Raw genomic sequence first — 20,423 nt, forward strand, 5'->3', positions numbered from 1 at the left:
GCGGGCCCGGTACCCGCGCTTCAAGTCCAAACGCAAATCCAGGGCGTCGGCGGAGTACACCCGCTCCGCGTTCCGCTGGCGCGACGGCCGGCTCACCCTGGCCAAGATGACCACCCCGCTGGACATCGTGTGGTCTCGGCCTCTGCCCGACGGGGCGGAACCCTCCACCGTCACCGTGTCCCGCGACGCCGCCGGCCGCTGGTTCGTGTCCCTGCTGGTCGAGGACCCGACCGTGAAGCCCCTGCCGCCCGTTGCGGCCGTCGTTGGTGTGGACGCGGGTATCACCAGTCTGCTCACCCTGTCCCACCCGATCCCCGGGGTAACTGACGAGCAGGGCAAGGTGGCCAACCCGCGGTACGGGCAGGCCGACCGGCGCAAGCTGGCCAAGGCGCAGCGCGACCTGGCCCGCAAACAGAAGGACTCCGCGAACCGGGCCAAGGCCCGACTCACGGTGGCCCGGATCCATGCCCGTATCGCCGACCGGCGTCGGGACCACCTGCACAAGCTGACGACTCGGCTCGTCCGTGAGACCCAAACGGTCGCGATCGAAGACCTCAGCGTGCGCAACATGCTCCGCAACCGGCGCCTGGCCCGCGTCATCTCCGACGCGGCCTGGGGTCAGTTCCGCCGCATGCTGGAGTACAAAGCCCAGTGGTACGGGCGGAAGGTCATCCCCGTCGACCGGTGGTTGCCGTCGTCCAAAACCTGCTCGGGGTGCGGATGGATCAACACCGCGCTCGCCCTCAACGAGCGCTCCTGGACGTGCCCGGATTGCGGGGTCGAGCACGACCGGGACATCAACGCTGCCAAGAACATCCTCGCCGCCGGGCTGGCGGAGAGGTAAAATGCCTGCGGAGCTGACAGAAGACCTCAAGGGAAAATCCTCCCGGAAAGGCAGCCGGCGATGAAACAGGAAACCTCACGGGCGACCGCGGGAATCCCGGCCCCTTCAGGGCCGGGAGGATGTCAATCCTGCGTCTTCGAGAACCCAGTGGGCCGTGAGCTCGCGTAGCCGGGCCAGCCCCCGGGAGGCGGTCGACTTGACGGTGCCGACCGAGCAGCCGAGCACCTCGGCGGCTTCTGCTTCGCTGAGCTGCTCCCAGTAGCGGAGCACCAGCACGGCCCGCTGCCGGGGCGGCAGCATGGCCAGCGCCTGGATGAGTGCCTGCCGGAGGTGCAGGGTCTCGGTGCCGTCGGTCTGGCCCGCCGGCTCGATCTCGGTCAGCACCTCCGGCCGGCGCCGGCGCAGCCGCCACCGGTCAACCGCGAGGTGGTACAGCGTGCGACGCAGATACCCCTCCTTGTCGCCGTGCACCCGGCTCCAGTTCCGCATCAGCCGCTCCAGCGCCGCCTGCACCAGGTCCTCCCCGGCGGCCCGGCTACCGGTCAGCAGCACCGCCGCCGCGAGTAGGGCACTGCCGCGTTCCGCGACGAGGACGTCCAGCCCCTCGAAGCGTTTCTTCCGCCACACCGGCTCTCCTTTCGTCGCGACCAAGGACGACAGGTCACGCCTGAAGGTTGACTGGCCTGACCGACCAATCTCACGACGAAAGGCCGCGCGAACCGCGCGGCCTTTCGCTGAACCGATGAGGTCAGGGCGTCCAGTCGGGACGCAGCGGGTAGCCGTTGCCCCCCAGCGGGCCGTTGTGGGTGGCCAGCACCTGGTGCAACTGGATGTCGTTGCGTTCGAAGGCCAGCCGGGAGCCGGCCATGTACAGCCCCCACACCCGGGCGGTGCCCAGACCCACCTCGCCGACGCAGAAGTCCCAGTGCTCGACCAGGTTGCGGCACCAGCCCGCCAGCGTCAGCGCGTAGTGCTGCCGCAGGTTCTCCTCGTGGTGCACCTCCAGCCCGGCGTCGTGGATCTCGCTGACCAGGCGACCCGGCCCGGCCAGCTCACCGTCGGGGAAGACGTACCGGTCGATGAAGGCGCCGGAGCGGTGCGGGGCGCGGTTGTCGGCGCGGGTGATGCAGTGGTTGAGCAGCCGGCCGCCGGGCTTCAACCGCTCCTTGAGCGCCCCGAAGTATGCCGGGTAGTTGCGCACCCCGATGTGCTCGGTCAAGCCGATGGAAGAGATGGCGTCGAACTGCTCCCGCGGCGCGTCCCGGTAGTCCAGGTGCCGCACCTCGGCCAGCTCACCCAGCCCCTCCCGCTCGATCGCCGCCTGCGCCCACTCGGCCTGCGCCCGGGACAGGGTCACCCCGAGCGCCTTGACGCCGTATTCCCGGGCCGCGTGCCGGACCATGCCGCCCCAGCCGCAGCCGACGTCGAGCAGCCGCATCCCCGGCTTGAGCGCCAGCTTCCCGGCGACCAGGTCGTACTTCGAACGCTGCGCCTCCTCCAACGTGTCGTCCGGGCTGCGGAAGACCGCGCAGGTGTACGTCATCGACGGGCCGAGCACCTTCTCGTAGAAGGCGTTCGAGACGTCGTAGTGGTGGGAGATTGCGCTGCTGTCCCGGCCGCGCGAGTGCCGCAGCCCGTTCATCACCCGCTTCCAGCGCGGCGCGGCCTCCTGCGGCGGGGGCGGCGGCGGCATCAGCCGCTCCCAGCCCAGCCCCTTCACCAGGGCCAGTGCCTCGCCCACCGCCGGCAGTCGCAGGTGCAACTCGTCCTTGAGCACGGTGAACGCCTCGTACGGGTCGCCCGGGTGCACACCCTCCAGCCCCAGGTCACCGCTCACGTACGCGCGGGCCATGCCCAGGTCGCCGGGGGCGGTGAGCAGGTACGACAACCCGCGCGGGTTGCGGATCGCCAGGGTGATGCCGGCGTCGGCCGGGCCGACGGCGCTGCCGTCGTAGCCGGTGATGCGGAGGGGCAGGTCGCCGGTGGTGACCGCGCGGATCACGTCCGCCACGGTCGGGTCGGTACGCCGGCCACCCGCCGGCGGGTCGCTCGGGGTGCTCGCCGCCCCCTGTTCACGGTCGGTCAGGCTCATTGTCGTGCTACCGCCTTCTCGTACAGTCCGGTCAGCCGGTGTTCCGGGTCGTAGCGGTCCTTCACGGCGCGCCAGGTCTCCCCGCCGTAGAGCCGGTCGAACGCCGCCCGGTCGTAGTACGCGTCGGAGTAGAGCGACTTGTGCCCGCCCACCTCCGACACCTTGCGCTCGATCTCCCGGTTGGCGTCGCCGTCCGCGGCGCCCTCGGCGATCGGCACGCTGCCCCAGAAGCCGATGTTCACATAGCTCTCCCCCGGCTGGAGGGGATACAACGGCCAGGCCCGGGCGGATCCCGGACCGGCCGGCTCGCGCAGCCGCAGCGGGCACAGCCAGACCGGGCTCATCCGCACCGTCCGGGCGAACCACCGCAGGAAGTCGGCGGTGCCGTCGAGCGGAATCTCCACGTCCTGCACCACCCGCTCCCGGGCCGGGTTGCCCCGCCAGCGGTCGACCCGCGCGGCCACCTGATACCGATGCTCCAACCGGACGATCCGATGGTAGAAGTCACTGCGCCGGTAGCGGGCCGGCCACAGCCGGCGGACCACCGGGTGCTGCACCCCGAACGCCGCCGAACACCAGAACCAGTCGGTGTCCCAGCGCCACAGGTAGTCGTAACCCGTCAGCACATCCCGCGTGAGCCGCTGCAGCGACCGGTAGTAGATCTCCTGGCCGGTGTAGTCGCTGGGCCGCCCCTGCGGGGCGTCGGTGAACGTGCCGAGCACCAGGTACGCCTCGCCGGGGCTGAACATCACCCCGTCCATCGCGTCGACCGGGTCGCCCTCCCAGGAGCCCTTGGCGATCACCTCGCCCATCGCGTCGGTAAGCTCCTCCAGCCGGGTGAACCGGATGTTACGCAGAGCCACGAACCGGCGTACCGGTTGCAGCTCGATGCGCAGCCGGGTGGCGTAGCCGAGGCTGCCGAGCGAGTTGGGGAAGGCCCGGAACAGGTCGGCATGCTCCCCCTCCGGCCGGGCGGTGACAATCTCGCCGGCCCCGGTGAGGATGTCCATCTCGTACACCGACTCGTGCGGCAGCCCGTTGCGGAACGAGGTGGACTCGATGCCCAGCCCGGTCACCGCGCCGCCCAGGGTGATGGTGCGCAACTGCGGCACGACCAGCGGCATCAGCCCGTGCGGCAGGGTGGCGTCGACCAGGTCCTCGTAGGTGCACATGCCCTGCACGTCGGCCGTCCGGGCGGCCGGGTCGACGGCGATCACCCCGGTCAGGCCGCTCACGTCCAGGCCGGGGGTGCGCGGCGCCGATCTGGGACGGAACAGGTTCGAGGTGCGTTTGGCCAGCCGCACCGGCTCACCGGCGGGCACCGCGGCGTACGACCGCCGCAGGGTGTCCACCGCCTGATCATGGTCAACCGGGTGATCTCCACGCTCAGCGCGCATGAGATCACCCTACGCCTGCCCGGCCAGCTTGGCGGGCTGTCCAACGTGGCCCCTTTCACATCCACCGATCGGCCCGCGGGGCTAGCGTGGCGGGCATGCCGTCTCCCGCGCTCGCCGCCCTCGACGCCGCCGGACTGCCGTACCGGGTGATCCGGCACGGCCCGGTCCGCAGCCTCGCCGAGGCCGCCCGGGCGCGCGGCGTGGCCGTCCCCGACGTGGTCAAGACCATCGTGGTACGCCGCGGCGAGGACGACCACCTGTTCGTACTCACCCCCGGCGACCGGGTCATCTCGTGGCCCAAGCTGCGCGCCCTGCTCGGGGTGAGCCGGATGTCCATGCCGGACGCCGAGGCGGCCCGGGCGGCCACCGGCTATGAACGTGGCACCATCACCCCGTTCGGCTCGACCATGGCCTGGCCGGTGGTGGCCGACGAGCGGCTGCGCGGCCGGGAGATCACCCTCGGCGCGGGCGAGCACGGGGTGGCCGTGGCGGTCGACGCGGACGCCGCCCTCACCGCACTGGACGCGACGGTCGCCGACGTGACCGACCCGGAACCGGCGCGCTGACCGGGAGCGTCAGCGCCCGCCGCGTAGCCGGGCCAGCCGCCCGCGTACGCCGTCGAAGTGGGCCTGGACCGCGGTGAGCGCCTGCTCCCGGTCGCCGGCGACGACCGCGTCGTAGATCGCCCGATGGCGGCGCACCACCTCGACCGGCGGTTCGACCGGCGTGCCCAGGTCCAGCCGCAGCTGGTGGAAGACGTCCCAGAACGCGCCGAGCAGCTGCCCTACCAGGGGATTGCCCAACGGCGCATAGAGCACGTCGTGGAAGAGGCGGTCGGTCTCGGGCGACACCGTTCCCACCTCGGCCTCCTCGGCCATGCGGGCCAGCACGTCGGCCGCCGCGGCGAGTTCGCCGTCGTCGCGCCGGTCGATGAGCTGCATGACCAGTCCGCTCTCCAACGCCTCCCGGATCTGCATGAGGTGAGCGAGGTGGTGGCCGCCGTCGGCGGGCGTGACCTGGCCGTGGAAGGCCAGCTCGTCGACCAGTCCGCCGAGGGACATCGGTCCGACGAACATGCCGAACCCGTGCCGGATCTCCACGATGCCGACGGCCTGGAGCGCCTTGAGCGCCTCCCGCACCGAGTTGCGGCTGATCCCGAGTTCCCGCATCAGCTCCGACTCGGTGGGCAGCGGATCACCGACGCCGAGGCGCCGGTCGAGGATCAGCCTCTTGACCGCCTCCCGGGCTTCGGTCGCCCGACTCTGCCGAGGGCGGACAGGACGGTCGGCAACGCTCATGGCTTCTGACACAACCTTCCGCTGGACATCCTATGACCCCGGGCTCACGGGTGACCGCTAGCCGGGCCGCAACCGCCGCAATCTTCCGGAAACCTCGTCGAAGCATTTCTCTTGACCCGGCTGCGGCGGCCGCTCTAGCCTCCACCCTAACCCAAGACGTGGGATGTGGAACGTCCCACCTCCTCAAGATTTCCACCGACCTCGATCCGTAGGAGGCACCGTGAGCGCCCCGGTATCCCGGCCCCACTACAGCCGCCGCGACTTCCTGCGCCTAAGCGGGATCATCGGTGCGGCCGCCGCCGTGACCGCCACCATCTCCGCCTGTGAATCCGGACCGGCCTCGACGAGTTCGGTGGGCGCCGGCGCCGACAAGGACCTCGTCACCGCGGTCATCGGCTACGGCAACGACCAGAGCTGGGACCCGACGATGACCGCGTCCGCGTTCACCATGGCCGCCAACAACCACATCTACGAGGGCCTCGTCGAGACGGACCCGATCACTCGCCAGCCGTACCCGGCGCTCGGTACCGAACTCCCCACCGACCTGCAGGGCACCTCGTGGAAGTTCACCCTGCGCGACGGGGCGAAGTGGCACGACGGCCAGCCGGTCACGGTCGACGACGTGCTGTTCACCTTCGAGCGGGTGCTCAACCCCTCGACGCTGGTCAGCTCCTTCTTCCGTGCCTGGCTCAAGGAGGTCCGCAAGGTCGACGACAAGAGCGTCGAGCTGGTGTTCAACTTCCCCTTCCCGGACGCCCTGCCCCGGCTGTCGATCGCGAAGATCATGCCGAAGCACGTCTACGGCGCACCGGGCGGCTGGGACGCGGCCAAGGCAGGCAAGGCGGTCGGCTCCGGGCCCTACCGGCTGACCGCACACAACCCGAAGTCCAACAGCACCTTCGAGGCGTTCGCCGACTACAACGGCCCGCGCAAGCCCCGCTTCAAGAAGATGAACTGGCTGTCGATCGTCGACAGCTCCGCCCGGGTCGCCAAGATCTCCGGCGGATCCGCGGAGGCGCAGATCGCGGACAACATCCCGTACGCCAACATCGACCAGCTCAAGAAGTCCGGCCTCACCGTCGAGGGCGGCAAGGGCATGAACCACATGTTCCTGATGTTCAACACTGGCGCGAAGCCGTTCGACGACGTCCGGGTCCGCCAGGCGCTGCTCTACGCCATCGACACCGGCAAGATGATCGAGGTCGCACTCAAGGGCCACGGAACCCCGTCGACCAGCTTCCTCAACGAGCAGAACCCGTCCTACGCCAAGGCGAAGACCGTCTACGCGTACGACCCGGCCAAGGCCAAATCGCTCCTCGCGGCCGCCGGGGTGACCAACCTGTCGATCACCCTCATGGCGGTCAACGTCAGTTGGATCGCCGACTGCCTGCCCACCATCGCCAACTCGTGGAACGCGATCGGCGTCAAGACGACGCTGCAACCGCAGGACACCAGCGCACTGTTCACCAAGATGGACCAGTCCCAGGACTACCAGGTCGTCGCCGCCGCCTCGAACCCCAACCAGTTCGGCCTCGACGCCGACCTCATCCTCCGCTACAACTACACCGCCGGCGGCACCTGGATGAAGTACACCAAGTGGGACAGCAGCCCGCAGGCCAAGAGTCTCTTCGCCATGATGGACCGCGCCACCCGCGAACCGGACCAGGCCCGCAAGCTCGAGGTGATCCACCAGTACCTGGACGTCATCGCCGAGCAGGCCGTGCTCTACCCCGTGGTGCACACCGAGCTGATGACCGCCTGGGACCCGAAGAAGCTGACCGGCATCCGCGCCCAGGCCTACCCCGGCATCAACCTGCTGCAGGCCGAACCCGCCTGACGGCCCGCGGGCGGGCGGCGCCACCTGCCGCCCGCCCGGACCGCACCCGCCGGAAGCCCCCGCCGAGGAGACCACCGTGGCCGTGATCGCCAGAATGCTGGTCCGCCGCCTGCTCGTCCTGATCCCGCTCCAACTGGGCGTGATCCTCTTCGTCTTCATCATCATGCGGTTCTCGCAGAACAAGCCCGAGTACGCCTACTTCCAGGGCGCCAACCCCACCCCGGAACAGATCCACCAGTTCCAGGTGGAGAACGGCCTGCTCGACCCCCTACCGATCCGCTACCTGCGGTTCGTCGGCGACCTCGCGCACGGCGACATGGGCACCAGCGTCCTGACCCGGGCGCCGGTGCTCGACTCGGTGCTCACCGCGCTGCCGCTGACCCTCCAGCTGACCTTCCTCGGCCTGCTCATCGGTGTGGTGACCGCCCTCGTCTTCGGCGTCACCGCGGCGATCTTCCGGGACCGCTGGCCCGACCAGCTGATCCGGGTCGTGTCCCTGACCGGCGTCGCCGCGCCGTCCTTCTGGCTGGCCCTGCTGATGATCCAGTACCTGGCGGTCGACGCCGGCCTCTTCCCCACCGGCGGCTACATCAACCCGGCCGACTCGTTCACCGGGTGGCTACGCTCGCTCACCCTCCCGGCGCTGGCCCTGTCGCTGCCCGTGGCCGCCCAACTGACCCGCATCGTCCGGACCTCGATGGTCGAGGAACTGGACAAGGACTACGTACGCACCGCGATCGGCAGCGGCCTGCCCTCGGTCGTGGTGGTCGGCCGCAACGTCCTGCGCAACGCCCTGATCAACCCCCTCACGGTGCTCGGCCTACGGGTCGGCTACCTGCTCGGTGGCGCGGTGGTCATCGAGACCATCTTCTCCCTGCCCGGGATGGGCAAGCTGATGATCGACGGGGTGACCAACGGGGACCCCGCCGTCGTCCAGGGCGTGGTGCTGACGATCGCCACCGGATTCGTCGTGGTCAACCTCGTCGTCGACATCCTCTACCTACTGGTGAACCCCCGCCTCAGGAGCGCTGGCTGATGCGTAGACGACTCACCGAACGGCTGGCCCGACCGGGCATCGGCTTCCGGCGGCTGCCACCGACGTCCTGGATCGCCCTCGGCGTGCTCGTCGCCGTCGCCCTCGCCGCGATCCTGGCCCCGGTCATCGCGCCGCACTCCCCGCTGGCCCAGTTCTCCACCGGCGGCGGCCCGTCCGGCAGCCACTGGATGGGTTTGGACAGCGCCAACCGGGACATCCTCAGCCGGCTGCTGTACGGAGCCCGCTGGTCCCTGATCATCGGACTCGGCGCGACCGGGCTGGCCCTGCTCGCCGGATCGCTGATCGGCGCCGTCGCGGCCACCTCCCGAAAGTGGGCCGACGAGGCGATCATGCGAGTCCTCGACGTGGTCATGGCGTTCCCCGGCATCGCGCTGGCCGCCGTCCTCGTCGCGGTCTTCGGCGGCGGCATCGGCGTGCTGGTGGCCGCGATCGGCTTCCTCAACACCCCGCCCGTGGCCCGCATCGTCCGGGCCAACGTGCTCGCCCAGTACAGCGAGGACTACGTCGCCGCGGAAAAGATCATCGGCGCGCCCAAGGCGTACATCCTGGCCCGGCACGTCGCGGTCAACTGCGCCGCACCCATCCTGGTCTACTGCACGGTCACGGTCGCCGACGCGATCGTCTTCGAGGCCTCGCTCTCCTTCATCGGCGCCGGCGTCCGCCCACCCGACCCGTCCTGGGGCAGCGTCATCGCCGACGGCCGGAACCTCGTCCTCCTCGGTGGCTGGTGGGCGACCGTCTTCCCCGGGCTGCTGATCCTCCTCACCGTGCTGGCGCTGAACATCCTCTCCGAGGGCATCTCCGACGCCTGGGCGACACCCGCCGCCCGCCGCCCCGCCGCCCGCCGCGACGGCGACGTCGACCAGTACGAGCAGGTCCAACCCGGCACCGACGGCATCACCGAACTCCCCGGGCTCGCCGAGGCAGCCCACCGGCTCGCCGAACGCGCCCGCCCGCTGCCCGACGGCCCACCGATCCTGCGGGTCGACGACCTGGCCATCGGCTTCGACGGCCGGCACGACGGGGTGGACATCGTCGACGGCATCTCCTTCGAGGTCCGCCCCGGCGAGGTGCTGGGCCTCGTCGGCGAATCCGGCTGCGGCAAGTCACTCACCGCGCTGACCATCATGGGCCTGCAACCACGCGACGCCCGGGTCCGCGGCAGCATCCGGTTCGCCGGCGACGACCTGCTGCGGATGCCCCGCTCGGCACGGCGCCGGCTGCTCGGCCACGACATGGCGATGATCTACCAGGACGCCCTCTCGTCGCTCAACCCGGCGATGACCGTCCGCGCCCAGCTCAAGCAGGTCATCCGGCGCGGCGGCCGACGCAGCGCCACCGAACTGCTCGAACTGGTCGGACTGGACCCGGCCCGGACGCTCTCCGCCTACCCGCACGAGCTGTCCGGCGGCCAGCGGCAGCGGGTGCTCATCGCCATGGCCCTGTCCCGGGACCCGAAGCTCATCATCGCCGACGAACCGACGACCGCCCTGGACGTCACGGTCCAGGCCCAGGTGATCCAGCTGCTGCTGCGACTGCGCGCCGAACTCGGCTTCGCGCTGATCCTGGTGTCCCACGACCTCGCCCTGGTCGCCGACGTCACCGACCGGGTCGTGGTCATGTACGGCGGCCAGATCGTCGAGACCGGGGTGACCGCCTCCCTGGTCGGCGCGCCCACCCACCACTACGCCCGCGGACTGCTCGGCTCGGTGCTCTCCCTGGAGGCCGGGGCGACCCGGCTGACCCAGATCCGCGGCGTGGTGCCGTCCCCCGCCGACTTCCCGGCCGGCTGCCGCTTCGCCGACCGCTGCCCCATGGCGACCGAGGTGTGCCGCACCGTCACCCCGGAACTGACCGGCGAGCCGCACCGGCACGCCGCGGCCTGCCACCACCCCGCGATCGAGCTCGCCCAGCCGGTACCGGCGGAGACGGAGGCCCGATGAACCCCCCGACCGGGAGCCCCCTGCTGGAACTCGCCGACGTGCACGTCGTCCACCGGGCCCGCTCCGGCGGCCTCTTCTCCCGCGACCGGGTGTACGCCCTGACCGGCGCGGATCTCAACGTGGCGCCCGGCGAGACGGTCGGCGTCGTCGGCGAGTCCGGCTGCGGCAAGTCGACGCTGGCCCGGGTGCTGGTGGCGCTGCAACGGCCCACCGCCGGCACGGTCCGCTTCCGTGGCGACGACGTGTGGTCGATGCCGGAGGCGCGGCGCCGGCGCACCATCGGCGCGACGACCGGCATGATCTTCCAGGACCCGGCCACCGCGCTGAACCGGCGGCTGCCCGTACGCCGGATCCTGCGTGACCCGCTGGACGTGCACCGCCGGGGCACGCCGAACGACCGCGACCGGCGGGTACGCGAGCTGCTCGACCTCGTCGGCCTGCCGGCGAGCTGCGCCGACCTGGTGCCCGGCCAACTGTCCGGCGGGCAGCGGCAACGGGTGGCCATCGCCCGGGCCATCGCCCTGGATCCCGCGCTGGTCGTGGCGGACGAACCGACCAGCGCGCTGGACGTGTCGGTACGCGCCCAGATCCTCAACCTGCTGCTGGACCTCAAGGAACAGCTCGGGTTGGCGATGGTGTTCGTCTCGCACGACATCCAGACGGTGAGGCGGATGAGCGACCGGGTGGTCACCATGTACCTCGGCCGCATCGTCGAGCAGGCACCCGCCACCTCGGTGCCGCGGCACGCGCGCCATCCGTACACCCGCGCCCTGTTCTCCGCCACCCCCGGACTGCTCTCGCCGATCGACCCGATCCCCCTGTCGGGCCTGGTGCCCTCCGCAACCCGGCCACCGTCCGGCTGCCCGTTCCGCACCCGCTGCTGGAAGGCGGACGACACGTGCGCCCGCGAACTTCCCGCAATGCAGGACCTGGCCGCGGGCCACCGCCTCCGCTGTCACCACCCCGTCCAGGACGGCGCCACCGACCTGGAACTGATCAGCCAAGCACAGGAGCGTCCATGACCATCGCCACCGCACTCACCGGCGTCATTCCTCCCGTCTGCACCCCGCTGACACCCGACTTCGAGGTGGACACCCGGTCGCTCGTCCGGCTCGTCGACCACCAGTTGCAGGGCGGGGTGGACGCCCTGTTCGTGCTCGGCTCCTCGTCCGAGGTGGCCTTCCTGCCGGACGGCCACCGCAAGGCCGTGCTGGACACGGTGATCGGCCACGTCGCCGGCCAGGTGCCGGTGCTCGCCGGAGTGATCGACATGACCACACTGCGGGTGCTCGACCACGCCCGGGTCGCCGCGGCGGCCGGAGCCGCCGGGCTGGTGGCCACCGCGCCGTTCTACGCCCGGACCCACCCGGTGGAGATCGACGCGCACTTCCGGACCATCGCGGACCGGATCGGGCTGCCGCTGTACGCCTACGACCTGCCGGTGTCGGTGCACAGCAAGCTCGGCGCGGACCTGGTGCTCGGCCTCGCCGCGGACGGGGTGCTGGCCGGGCTGAAGGACTCCAGCGGTGACGACGCCGGCCTGCGAGGGCTGCTCCTCGGCCGGCGGGACCGGCCCGAGATCACCGGCTTCAGCGTGCTCACCGGGTCGGAACTGACCGTCGACTCGGCGCTCTGGATGGGCGCCGACGGGGTCGTACCGGGCCTGGGCAACGTCGACCCGCACGGCTACGTCCGGCTCTGCCAGGCCGCGGCGGCAGGTGACTGGGTGGCCGCCCGCATCGAGCAGGAGCGGCTGCTCCGCCTGTTCGAGCTGGTGTTCGTGGGTGCGCGCCGGATGGGGATGAGTTCGTCCGCGCTCGGTGCTTTCAAGGCCGCACTGCACCTGCGGGGCATCATCGACCACCCGACCACGGCGCTGCCCCAGGTGCCGTTGAACAGCGAGGAGACCGCGCGGGTCGGCAAGTACCTGACTGACGCCGGGCTGCTCTGAGCGCCGGCAGCCGGCCGGGCCTTTCTCCCGGTCCGGCCGGCTGCCGACCCCCCTCGATCGCGCTCGGCTCAGCCCGCTACGGGTGGCACCCGCTTGCCGAGCCAGCGCAGCTGCTCCACCCGCTGGAACGCGGCGCCGCCCTCGTGCCCGTTGTACGGCCAGACCACGAGGTCGCGGTCGGCGCCGGCGTACTGATGGTAGGCCGCGAACACCGTCGACGGAGGACAGATCCGGTCCCCGAGCGCCACCGAGAACAGCGCCGGAGCCTGGGCGCGGGACGCGAAGTTGAGGCCGTCGAAGTAGCTGAGCGTGCGGAACACCGGTTCCATGTCCCGCCGCCGGGTCTGCAGGTACGACGCCAGTTCCGCGTACGGCCCGGCGTCGGTGACGTCGACCGCCCGACGGAAGTGGCACAGGAACGGCACGTCCGGCAGGACCGCGGCCAGCCCGTCGACCAGGCCGGCGACGGCCAGCGCGATCCCGCCACCCTGGCTTCCCCCGGCGACCACGATCCGGGTGGCGTCGACCCCGGGCAGCGCCGACGCGGTCTCGACCGCCCGTACCGCGTCGGCGAAGACCCGCCGGTAGTAGTAGTGCTCCGGGTCGGTGACGCCCCGGGTCAGGAAGCCGTTCGCCTGCGGTGCGCCGGACGGGTCGGGGTCGGGGGTGTCCCCGGTGAGTGACCCGTCCGCGCCCTGGCCCCGGGTGTCCATCACCAGGTGGGCGTAGCCGGCGGCGGTCCAGAACAGCCAGTCGTGCGGCAGGCCGCGTCCGCTGCCGTAGCCGATGTACTCGACCACGCAGGGCAGCGGACCGCTGCGGTGGCGGGGCAGCAGGAGCCAGGCGCGGACCGGCTGACCGGCGTAGCCGGCGAAGGTGACGTCGTGCACCTCCACGGTGGCGAGCCCGGCGTCGTACGGCTCCACCCGGGCCGGCCAGGCCGCGGCGGCGGCCTCCCGGATCGTCCCGGCCCAGAATTCGTCGAAGTCGTCGGGTTCGGTCCGGGCCGGCCGGTATTCGCGCAGCTGTTCCAGCGGCCAGTCGCTGAGCACAGGTTTCGCCTTCCGTCGCCAGGGGTCGCGTCAGAAACGGGGTCAGCCTACGTCGGACGTAGGATGTCCGGAAGAGGCGGTAGACGGATTTGCGCACGACCGGGGAAAGAAGACGCCGGGAATCAGGCCGACTGCCGGCCGGCCTCGGCCAGCCACCGCTCCGCCCGGGCGATCCTCGCCTTGACGTCGCGGAAGTGCCGGCGCATGGCCTCCTGCGCACCGCTGCTGTCCCGCGCGCGCAACGCCTCGACGATGCGCCGGTGGTTGGCGACGATGTCCGCGGCCCGGTCCTCGGGCGGCCCGAGGGCCGGCTCAACCTCGTGGTAGACGTCCCAGAACAGCCCGATCAACTGGAGCACCAGCTCGTTGTCACACGCCTCGTAGAGCAGCGAGTGGAAGGCACGGTCCGCCTCCTTGTCCCGGGCCATCGCCGTGACCAGCGCGTCCAGCGCGGCCAGCTTCGTCTCGCTGATGTCCTGCGCCACCGAGCCGATCAGTCCGGTCTCCAGCAACTCGCGGACGGCGACGAGGTCGTGCAGCGCCCGGACCCCGTGCCCCGGTCGGGTCCGGACCCGGAACGCGAGCGACGGGGTGAGCACGTCCAGCGGGGCGTGGCCGACGAAGGTGCCGAAGCCGTGCCGGATCTCCACGATGCCGAGCGCCTGCAGCGCCCGGACCGCCTCCCGCACGCTGTTGCGGCTCGCCCCGAGTAACTCCATCAACTGGGGCTCGGTCGGCATCGGGGCGCCGGGGGCCAACTGCCGCTCATGGATGAGCGCGACGATGCGCTCCTGCAGGCTCTCCTTGCCACGTGCCCGCATCTTGCCTCCCACACTCCATCGTCTCCTCGCGCTCCTAACATCCCACGTCGTGACCGTGACGAAGCGAGGCGGTGGGAAGAATTTACACGGCGGCCCGCTTGACGCCGATCACGCCCAGTCCTTATGTTGCCCGCAACACGCCCAGACATCCCATGTCCTGTTTGCCTGACCTGCTGGCATTCGGGTGCTGCGGCCGAGCAAGGGGGAAGCTGATGACCATGCCCGCACTCATGTACGGCGGGGACTACAACCCGGAGCAGTGGCCCGAGGAGGTCTGGGCCGAGGACATGAAGCTCATGGTCGAGGCCGGCGTGTCGCTGGTGTCGGTGGGCATCTTCGCCTGGGCCCAGGTCGAGCCGCGACCCGGGGAGTACGACTTCGCCTGGTTCGACCGGGTGATGGACCGGCTGGCCGAAGCCGGCATCGGCGCGAGCCTGGCGACCATGACCGCGTCACCGCCGGCCTGGCTGGCCCGCCACCACCCGGACACGCTGCCCCAGCGGGCCGACGGGGTGCGGCTGTGGCCGGGCGCCCGACAGCACTACTGCCCGTCGAGCCCGGTTTACCGCGAACACGCCGGCCGGCTGGTGGAACAGCTCGCCGCCCGATACGCCGACCATCCGGCGCTGCGGCTGTGGCATGTCGGCAACGAGTACGGCTGCCACGTCCGGGCCTGCTGGTGCGACGTCTCGGCCGAGGATTTCCGGCGCTGGCTGCGGGCGCGGTACGGCGACCTCGACACGCTCAACGCCGCCTGGTCCACCGCGTTCTGGTCCCAGCGCTACGACGACTGGGCCGAGATCATGCCACCGCGTACCGCCCCCACCTTCGGCAACCCGGCCCAAAAGCTGGACTTCGCCCGGTTCAGCAACGACGCAATCCTGGCCTGCTACACCCTGGAGCGCGACATCCTGCGCCGGCACACCCCGGACGTGCCGGTGACCACCAACTTCATCGGCCTGGTCCACAAGCCGATCGACTCCTACCAGTGGGCCGCCGAACAGGACGTGGTCAGCCTCGACAGCTACCCCGACCCGTACGACCCGCGCACCCACGTCGAGGCCGCGTTCGGCTACGACCTGGTCCGGTCGGCCCGCGGGGGTCAGCCGTGGCTGCTCATGGAACAGGCACCCAGCGCCGTGAACTGGCGGGAACGCAACGCCCCCAAGCCACCGGGGGTCATGCGGTTGTGGAGCTGGCAGGCAGTCGCCCAGGGCGCGGACGGGGTGCTCTTCTTCCAGTGGCGGCAGGCCGCCGGGGGCGCGGAGAAGTTCCACTCGGCGATGCTGCCGCACACCGGACCGGACACCCGTACGCACCGCGAGGTCCGCCACCTCGGCGCCGAACTCGGCACCGCCGCCGAGCTCGCCGGCACCCGGGTACGAGCCGACGTGGCGCTGCTGCACGACTGGCCGAACTGGTGGGCGGTGGAAGGGGACGCCCATCCGGCCCCGCTGGACCTCCTGGCCGCCCACCGGGCCCACTACGCGCCACTGTTCGACGCCCACGTGACCTGCGACGTGGTGCCACCGGACGCCGACCTCAGCGGCTACCGCCTGGTGGTCGCACCCAACCTCTACCTACTGCGGGAGACAACCGCCGCCGCGTTGCGCGACCACGTCGAACGCGGCGGGCACCTGCTGGTCTCCTACTTCTCCGGCGTCGTCGACGAGACCGAGCGGTGGCACGCCGGCGGGGCGCCGGGCCCGCTGCGCGAGCTGCTCGGGCTGCGGGTCGAGGAGTTCTGGCCGCTGCCCGCGACGGGCGCGATCGGGCTGGACCTCGACGGCCAGGTGGGCCGGGGCCTCGAGTGGTCGGAGTGGGTCGAGCCCGCGGGCGCCGAGGTGATCGGCCGCTTCACCGACGGTGAACTGGCCGGGCGGCCCGCCGTGCTGCGCCACCGCCACGGCAGCGGCACCGCCTGGTACCTGGCCACCCGGCCAGAACCGACCCTGATGCAGGCACTGCTCGACCAGGTGCGGGCGGAGGCCGGCGTCGAACCGGTCCTGCCCAGCCTGCCCGAGAGCGTCCAAGCCGTCCGCCGGCACGGCACCGACCGGTCCTACCTGCTGCTGCTCAACCACGGCGCCACCGAGGCCGCGGTCACGCTGCCGGAGCCGGCGGTCGACCTGCTCGGCGACGTGCACCACCCGGTCGACACGGTCACCCTCGCGCCGCGCGGCGTCGCCGTGCTGCGGTCCTGACGCCCCGGGTGCGCCGCGGCGGTCGCCGCGGCGCACCCCCTGCTCAGCGTGGCGACAGGTCTCCGACCGACACCCGACGGAAGGTGATGCTCTGGTACGGGCCGGTGCTACCCGTCTCGTACAGCACGCCGACGGTCCGGTTGTCCAGCTGCACCAGGTCGGAGTAACCGGCCGGCAACCCGGACAACGCCAGCGCCGGCTGCCAGGTGGCGCCCTGGTCGGTGCTGGTCCGCAGCGTCATCACCGCCCGGCTGTTCGGATCGGCGGGGCCGGAGTAGAGCAGCGGCGCCTGCGGCCCGGCCAGCTGCAGGACGCTGCCCTGCACCACGGGCCCGACCAGGGTCGCCTGCGGGCGGTACGGCTGCACGAGCGTCTCCCCGCCGTCCGCGCTGTAGGTGTCGGCCCGGGTGCCGGGCGCGCTGCCGTTCTGGTCCCGGCTGTTCAGGTAGAGCCGGCCGTCCGGCAGTTCCGCCGCGGTCGACTCGTTGACGTTCAGGTAGCCGTCAGGGCTGTCGTCAACCGCGCCGATCTGCCAGCTCAGCCCGTCGTCGTCGCTGTACAGCAGGTGGCCGCCGTAGTACTTCGCCTCCGTGCCGAGGTCGGGCGAGCCGGCCGGCGGGGCGATCGAATGGTTGGCGGGGACCACCAGCCGCCCCACGTGGGCGCCCCCGGTCAGCCGTACGGCGTGACCCGGTCCCGTGGCGTACCACCGCCAGGTCGACGCCTTGGCCTGGTCGGTGATCTCGCGGGGAGCCGACCAGCTCGCCCCCTCGTCGTCGCTGTACTGGACGAAGACCCGGCGGCTCTGCTCGGGGGTCACCTCGCCGCGCATGATCTCGGCTTCCGACGCGTCCCCGGCGTTCACCGTGGACAGCAGCACGAGGCGGCCGTCCGAGGTCAGGACCGGTGCCGGGTTCCCGGCAGTGTCCGGCCCCCGCTCGTGGACCACCTGCAGGGGCCCCCAGGTGCAGCCGCCGTCGCCGGACCGCTTCAGGACGAGGTCGATGTTCCCGGCGTCGCCGAGCGATCCGGCCCGGCCCTCGGCGAAGGCCAGCAAGGCCCCGGACCGGGCGGTGACCACCGCCGGGATCCGGAACGCGGTGTAACCCTCGGTGCCGGAGACGAACGGCACCGAGGTGTCGCAGTGGCGGGGGCCGCCGGCGGGGGCCGCTACGGCCGGTGCGGTGCCCGCGGCCAGGGAGGCGCCGAGCGTGACACCGGCGAGGGCGATCGCCGGGAGGGATGACCGGGCGGTGAAGGCGGGCATGCGCACCTCTCTCGTGGTGGTGGGTGGTCTCCATGGGCGATGAGGCCAGGAGGTAGGACGTCCACTGTCCGATCCGACGCTAAAGGTGGGTTTCGAAGTGGTCAAGGTCGCACCCGGCGGCCTACCGTTGGCACCATGCCGAAAGCCGTCTGGAACGACCTGGTCATCGCGGAGAGCGACGACACCGTGGTGGTCGAGGGCAACCACTACTTCCCCCGTGCCGCGCTGCGCCCGGACCTGATCCGCGACTCGGCCACCCACACCTTCTGCCCGTGGAAGGGCACCGCCTCCTACTACACCCTCGAACACGCGGGCCGCACCAGCCCGGACGCCGTCTGGTACTACCCGGACCCGAAGCCGGAGGCGGAGATGGTGCGCGACCGGGTGGCGTTCTGGAAGGACGTCCAGGTCGTCGACTGAGTCACGCCCGCACCGGGTCGACTCGCCAACCGCGTTCGCCGTGGGTCAGGATGCCCCCATGTCCGCGCCACACACCGACCCGCCCGGCACCGTCTACGGCGCCCGCCGCCCGGCCCGTCCGCGCCTGCCGCAGGACCCGCTGATGCGGATCGCGCTGGGCGTCGCCGTGGTCGGCGTACTCCTGGGGGCGTTCTTCGCCACCGGGGTGCTCGGTGGCGGCGGGGACCAGCCGGTGGTGCCCGCGGCGGCCGTGCCGACCCCGGCCGCGAGCGGGTCGAGCGCGGCGGCACCCACCACCGAGGCGGCGCCCACCACGGCCGCCCCGCCGTCGCCGTCGCCGACGACCGCGCCGGCCCCGCCCCCGGCCCCCGCGGCCGGGCCGAAGGTGTTCCGAGGCGTCCCCTCCGGGCGCTGCGTCGGGGTGACCGGCGGCGAACCCGAGGGCGCGCAGGCAGCGCTGGCCGACTGCACCGGCGGGCCGGAGCAGCAGTGGGTGGCCACAGCGGTCGCCGCCGACGTGTTCACCCTGGCCAACGCCGCCAGCGGCAAGTGCCTGGACGTCTACGGGCAGAGCCCCGACGACGGCGTGAACGTGGTGCAGTGGTCCTGCAACGGGCAGGCCAACCAGCAGTGGCGGCTCGCCCCGGCCGGCGGCGGCGTGGTGCTGCTGGTCGCCGTGCACAGCGGCAAGTGCGCGCAGGTGCGCGGCGCGGCCAACGAGCCGGGCAGCCAGCTCGAACAGGCCCCCTGCACCGGCGCTCCCGAACAACAGTGGGCAATCGGCTGAGCCTCCACCGGACACCGCACGGTCACCGACGTGGCGGTGTCCGGCCGCCGGGTCGCCGATGACGCGGTGCCCGGCCAGGCCGCCGCCAGGTCGCCGATGTCGCGCGGGGTCCGGCGGCCACGGACGCCACGACCTCGGCGATCCGGCGTCAGCCCCGGTAGCTCCACGCCCGGGGGCCGGCGGCGACCGGCACCGCGACCGGCACGGGCACCGGCTGCCGGCGGCGCAGCAGCAGCGAGAGCCCGGCCGCCCCGATCGACAGCGCGCCGGCCGCGTACCAGGCGAGGGCGTAGTCGCCGAGCTGGTCCCGGACCAGGCCGGCACCGGTCGCCGCCACCGCCGCGCCGATCTGGTGGGCGGCGAACACCCAGCCGAACACCACCGCGCCGGACGCGCCGAAGTACTCCCGGCACAGCGCCACGGTCGGCGGCACGGTGGCCACCCAGTCCAGCCCGTAGAAGACGATGAAGACCAGCATGCTCGGCTGCGCGGTGTCGGCGAACAGGGCCGGGAGCACCAGCAGCGACGCGCCGCGCAGCGCGTAGTAGACGCCGAGCAGCAGGCGGCTGTCCACCCGGTCGGTGAGCCAGCCGGAGGCCACCGTGCCGGCGATGTCGAAGAGCCCGACCAGGGCGAGCAGACCCGCGGCGGTGGTCTCCGGCATGCCGTGGTCGTGCGCCGCCGGCACGAAGTGGGTGCCGACCAGGCCGTTGGTGCTCGCGCCGCAGATCGCGAAGCCGCCGGCCAGCAGCCAGAACGGCCGGGTCCGCGCGGCGGCGGCGAGCGCGCCGACCGCCCGGGCCGCCGCCCCGCCGGCGGGCGGCGTCGGGGGCGACACCTCGGTCGCGCCGTAGGCGGGCAGGCCGAGATCCGCCGGGTGCTCGCGCAGCAGCCACGCCACCAGGGGTACGACCGCCAGCGCGGCCCCGGCGACGACCAGCGCCGCCACCCGCCAGCCGTGGTCGCGGGCCAGCACGGCGACCAGCGGCAGGAAGACCAGCTGCCCGGCCGCCCCGCCGGCGGTGAGCACGCCGGTGACCAGCCCCCGGCGGCGGACGAACCAGCGCCCGGTGACCGTGGCGACGAAGGCCAGCGCCATCGACCCGGTGCCCAGCCCGACCAGGACGCCCCAGCAGGCGATGAGCTGCCAGCTCGCGTTCATCACGACGGTCAGCCCGCTGCCGAGGGCCACCAGCAGCAGCGCGCCGGCCACCACCCGGCGGATGCCGAACCGGTCCATCAGCGCGGCGGCGAACGGGGCGGTGAGCCCGTAGAGCATCAGGTTGACCGAGACGGCGGCGGAGATGGTCGCCAGCGGCCAGCCGAACTCGGCGTGCAACGGGTGCAGCAGCACCCCGGGCGTGGCGCGGAAACCGGCCGCGCCGACCAGCGCCACGAAGGCGACGGCGGCGACGGCCCAGGCCGGGTGGAGACGGCGGGATCGGGTCACCCT

At 72.1% G+C, this 20,423-nt stretch carries 18 protein-coding genes; 10 read left to right on the plus strand and 8 right to left on the minus strand.

The features are described from left to right. Positions 1-844, plus strand: an 844-nt coding sequence (locus ACY34I_RS16920) for an RNA-guided endonuclease InsQ/TnpB family protein (RefSeq protein ID WP_462755965.1), incomplete at its 5' end; no start/stop codon positions are given. Positions 845-949: 105 nt separating this feature from the next. Here the strand turns inward: ACY34I_RS16920 and ACY34I_RS16925 are convergent. From ACY34I_RS16925 to ACY34I_RS16935, 3 genes are all read right to left on the minus strand, one after another. Further along, positions 950-1,471 (minus strand): SigE family RNA polymerase sigma factor, encoded by a 522-nt coding sequence (locus ACY34I_RS16925; protein WP_462755966.1) that lies wholly within the window; start codon positions 1,469-1,471, stop codon positions 950-952. 121 nt (positions 1,472-1,592) lie between these two features. Continuing rightward, the gene (locus tag ACY34I_RS16930) at positions 1,593-2,936 is read right to left on the minus strand and encodes a class I SAM-dependent methyltransferase (RefSeq protein WP_462755967.1); all 1,344 of its coding nucleotides are present in this window, start codon (positions 2,934-2,936) and stop codon (positions 1,593-1,595) included. Then, on the minus strand, positions 2,933-4,333 hold the full coding sequence (locus tag ACY34I_RS16935; RefSeq protein WP_462755968.1) for an FAD-binding oxidoreductase: 1,401 nt from the start codon (positions 4,331-4,333) through the stop codon (positions 2,933-2,935). Before ACY34I_RS16935 ends, ACY34I_RS16930 begins: the two co-directional genes overlap by 4 nt. A gap of 95 nt (positions 4,334-4,428) precedes the next feature. Between ACY34I_RS16935 and ACY34I_RS16940 the strand changes: the two genes are divergently transcribed. Then, positions 4,429-4,899 (plus strand): aminoacyl-tRNA deacylase, encoded by a 471-nt coding sequence (locus ACY34I_RS16940; RefSeq protein ID WP_462755969.1) that lies wholly within the window; start codon positions 4,429-4,431, stop codon positions 4,897-4,899. Positions 4,900-4,908: 9 nt separating this feature from the next. Here ACY34I_RS16940 and ACY34I_RS16945 read toward each other — a convergent pair whose 3' ends face one another. Then, on the minus strand, positions 4,909-5,631 hold the full coding sequence (locus tag ACY34I_RS16945; RefSeq protein WP_462755970.1) for a FadR/GntR family transcriptional regulator: 723 nt from the start codon (positions 5,629-5,631) through the stop codon (positions 4,909-4,911). A gap of 220 nt (positions 5,632-5,851) precedes the next feature. Between ACY34I_RS16945 and ACY34I_RS16950 the strand changes: the two genes are divergently transcribed. From ACY34I_RS16950 to ACY34I_RS16970, 5 genes are all read left to right on the plus strand, one after another. Next, positions 5,852-7,468, plus strand: a complete 1,617-nt coding sequence (locus tag ACY34I_RS16950) for an ABC transporter substrate-binding protein (protein ID WP_462755971.1) — start codon at positions 5,852-5,854, stop codon at positions 7,466-7,468. A gap of 76 nt (positions 7,469-7,544) precedes the next feature. Beyond that, positions 7,545-8,504, plus strand: coding sequence for an ABC transporter permease (locus ACY34I_RS16955; protein ID WP_462755972.1), 960 nt, complete (start codon positions 7,545-7,547; stop codon positions 8,502-8,504). Continuing rightward, on the plus strand, positions 8,504-10,468 hold the full coding sequence (locus ACY34I_RS16960; RefSeq protein ID WP_462755973.1) for a dipeptide/oligopeptide/nickel ABC transporter permease/ATP-binding protein: 1,965 nt from the start codon (positions 8,504-8,506) through the stop codon (positions 10,466-10,468). The genes ACY34I_RS16955 and ACY34I_RS16960 overlap by 1 nt, the downstream gene beginning before the upstream one ends. After that, positions 10,465-11,490: an oligopeptide/dipeptide ABC transporter ATP-binding protein gene (locus ACY34I_RS16965; RefSeq protein WP_462755974.1), complete on the plus strand. Its 1,026-nt coding sequence runs from the start codon at positions 10,465-10,467 to the stop codon at positions 11,488-11,490. The genes ACY34I_RS16960 and ACY34I_RS16965 overlap by 4 nt, the downstream gene beginning before the upstream one ends. After that, on the plus strand, positions 11,487-12,419 hold the full coding sequence (locus ACY34I_RS16970) for a dihydrodipicolinate synthase family protein (protein WP_462755975.1): 933 nt from the start codon (positions 11,487-11,489) through the stop codon (positions 12,417-12,419). The genes ACY34I_RS16965 and ACY34I_RS16970 overlap by 4 nt, the downstream gene beginning before the upstream one ends. A gap of 68 nt (positions 12,420-12,487) precedes the next feature. On the opposite strand, the gene ACY34I_RS16975 is transcribed toward ACY34I_RS16970, so the two are convergent. Both ACY34I_RS16975 and ACY34I_RS16980 read right to left on the minus strand, forming a co-directional pair. Next, complete coding sequence (locus ACY34I_RS16975; RefSeq protein WP_462755976.1) at positions 12,488-13,471, minus strand: acetylxylan esterase; 984 nt, start codon at positions 13,469-13,471, stop codon at positions 12,488-12,490. A gap of 122 nt (positions 13,472-13,593) precedes the next feature. Beyond that, positions 13,594-14,292 carry a FadR/GntR family transcriptional regulator gene (locus tag ACY34I_RS16980; protein ID WP_462755977.1) on the minus strand — a complete coding sequence of 233 codons (699 nt, stop codon included), beginning with the start codon at positions 14,290-14,292 and terminating at the stop codon, positions 13,594-13,596. 212 nt (positions 14,293-14,504) lie between these two features. Here ACY34I_RS16980 and ACY34I_RS16985 point away from each other — a divergent pair, with 212 nt between their 5' ends. Continuing rightward, positions 14,505-16,496: a beta-galactosidase gene (locus ACY34I_RS16985; protein WP_462755978.1), complete on the plus strand. Its 1,992-nt coding sequence runs from the start codon at positions 14,505-14,507 to the stop codon at positions 16,494-16,496. A 43-nt stretch (positions 16,497-16,539) separates the two neighbouring features. On the opposite strand, the gene ACY34I_RS16990 is transcribed toward ACY34I_RS16985, so the two are convergent. Next, complete coding sequence (locus tag ACY34I_RS16990) at positions 16,540-17,763, minus strand: sialidase family protein (protein WP_462755979.1); 1,224 nt, start codon at positions 17,761-17,763, stop codon at positions 16,540-16,542. 135 nt (positions 17,764-17,898) lie between these two features. Between ACY34I_RS16990 and ACY34I_RS16995 the strand changes: the two genes are divergently transcribed. Beyond that, positions 17,899-18,183 carry a DUF427 domain-containing protein gene (locus ACY34I_RS16995; RefSeq protein ID WP_462755980.1) on the plus strand — a complete coding sequence of 95 codons (285 nt, stop codon included), beginning with the start codon at positions 17,899-17,901 and terminating at the stop codon, positions 18,181-18,183. Positions 18,184-18,241: 58 nt separating this feature from the next. Then, the gene (locus ACY34I_RS17000) at positions 18,242-18,970 is read left to right on the plus strand and encodes an RICIN domain-containing protein (protein ID WP_462755981.1); all 729 of its coding nucleotides are present in this window, start codon (positions 18,242-18,244) and stop codon (positions 18,968-18,970) included. A 148-nt stretch (positions 18,971-19,118) separates the two neighbouring features. Here the strand turns inward: ACY34I_RS17000 and ACY34I_RS17005 are convergent, their stop codons facing one another. Further along, a complete protein-coding gene (locus tag ACY34I_RS17005; RefSeq protein WP_462755982.1) occupies positions 19,119-20,420 on the minus strand; it encodes an MFS transporter in 1,302 nt (433 codons plus the stop codon). Positions 20,421-20,423 lie beyond the last annotated feature (3 nt).

This window comes from Micromonospora sp. RTBAU3-60, assembly GCF_054963695.1.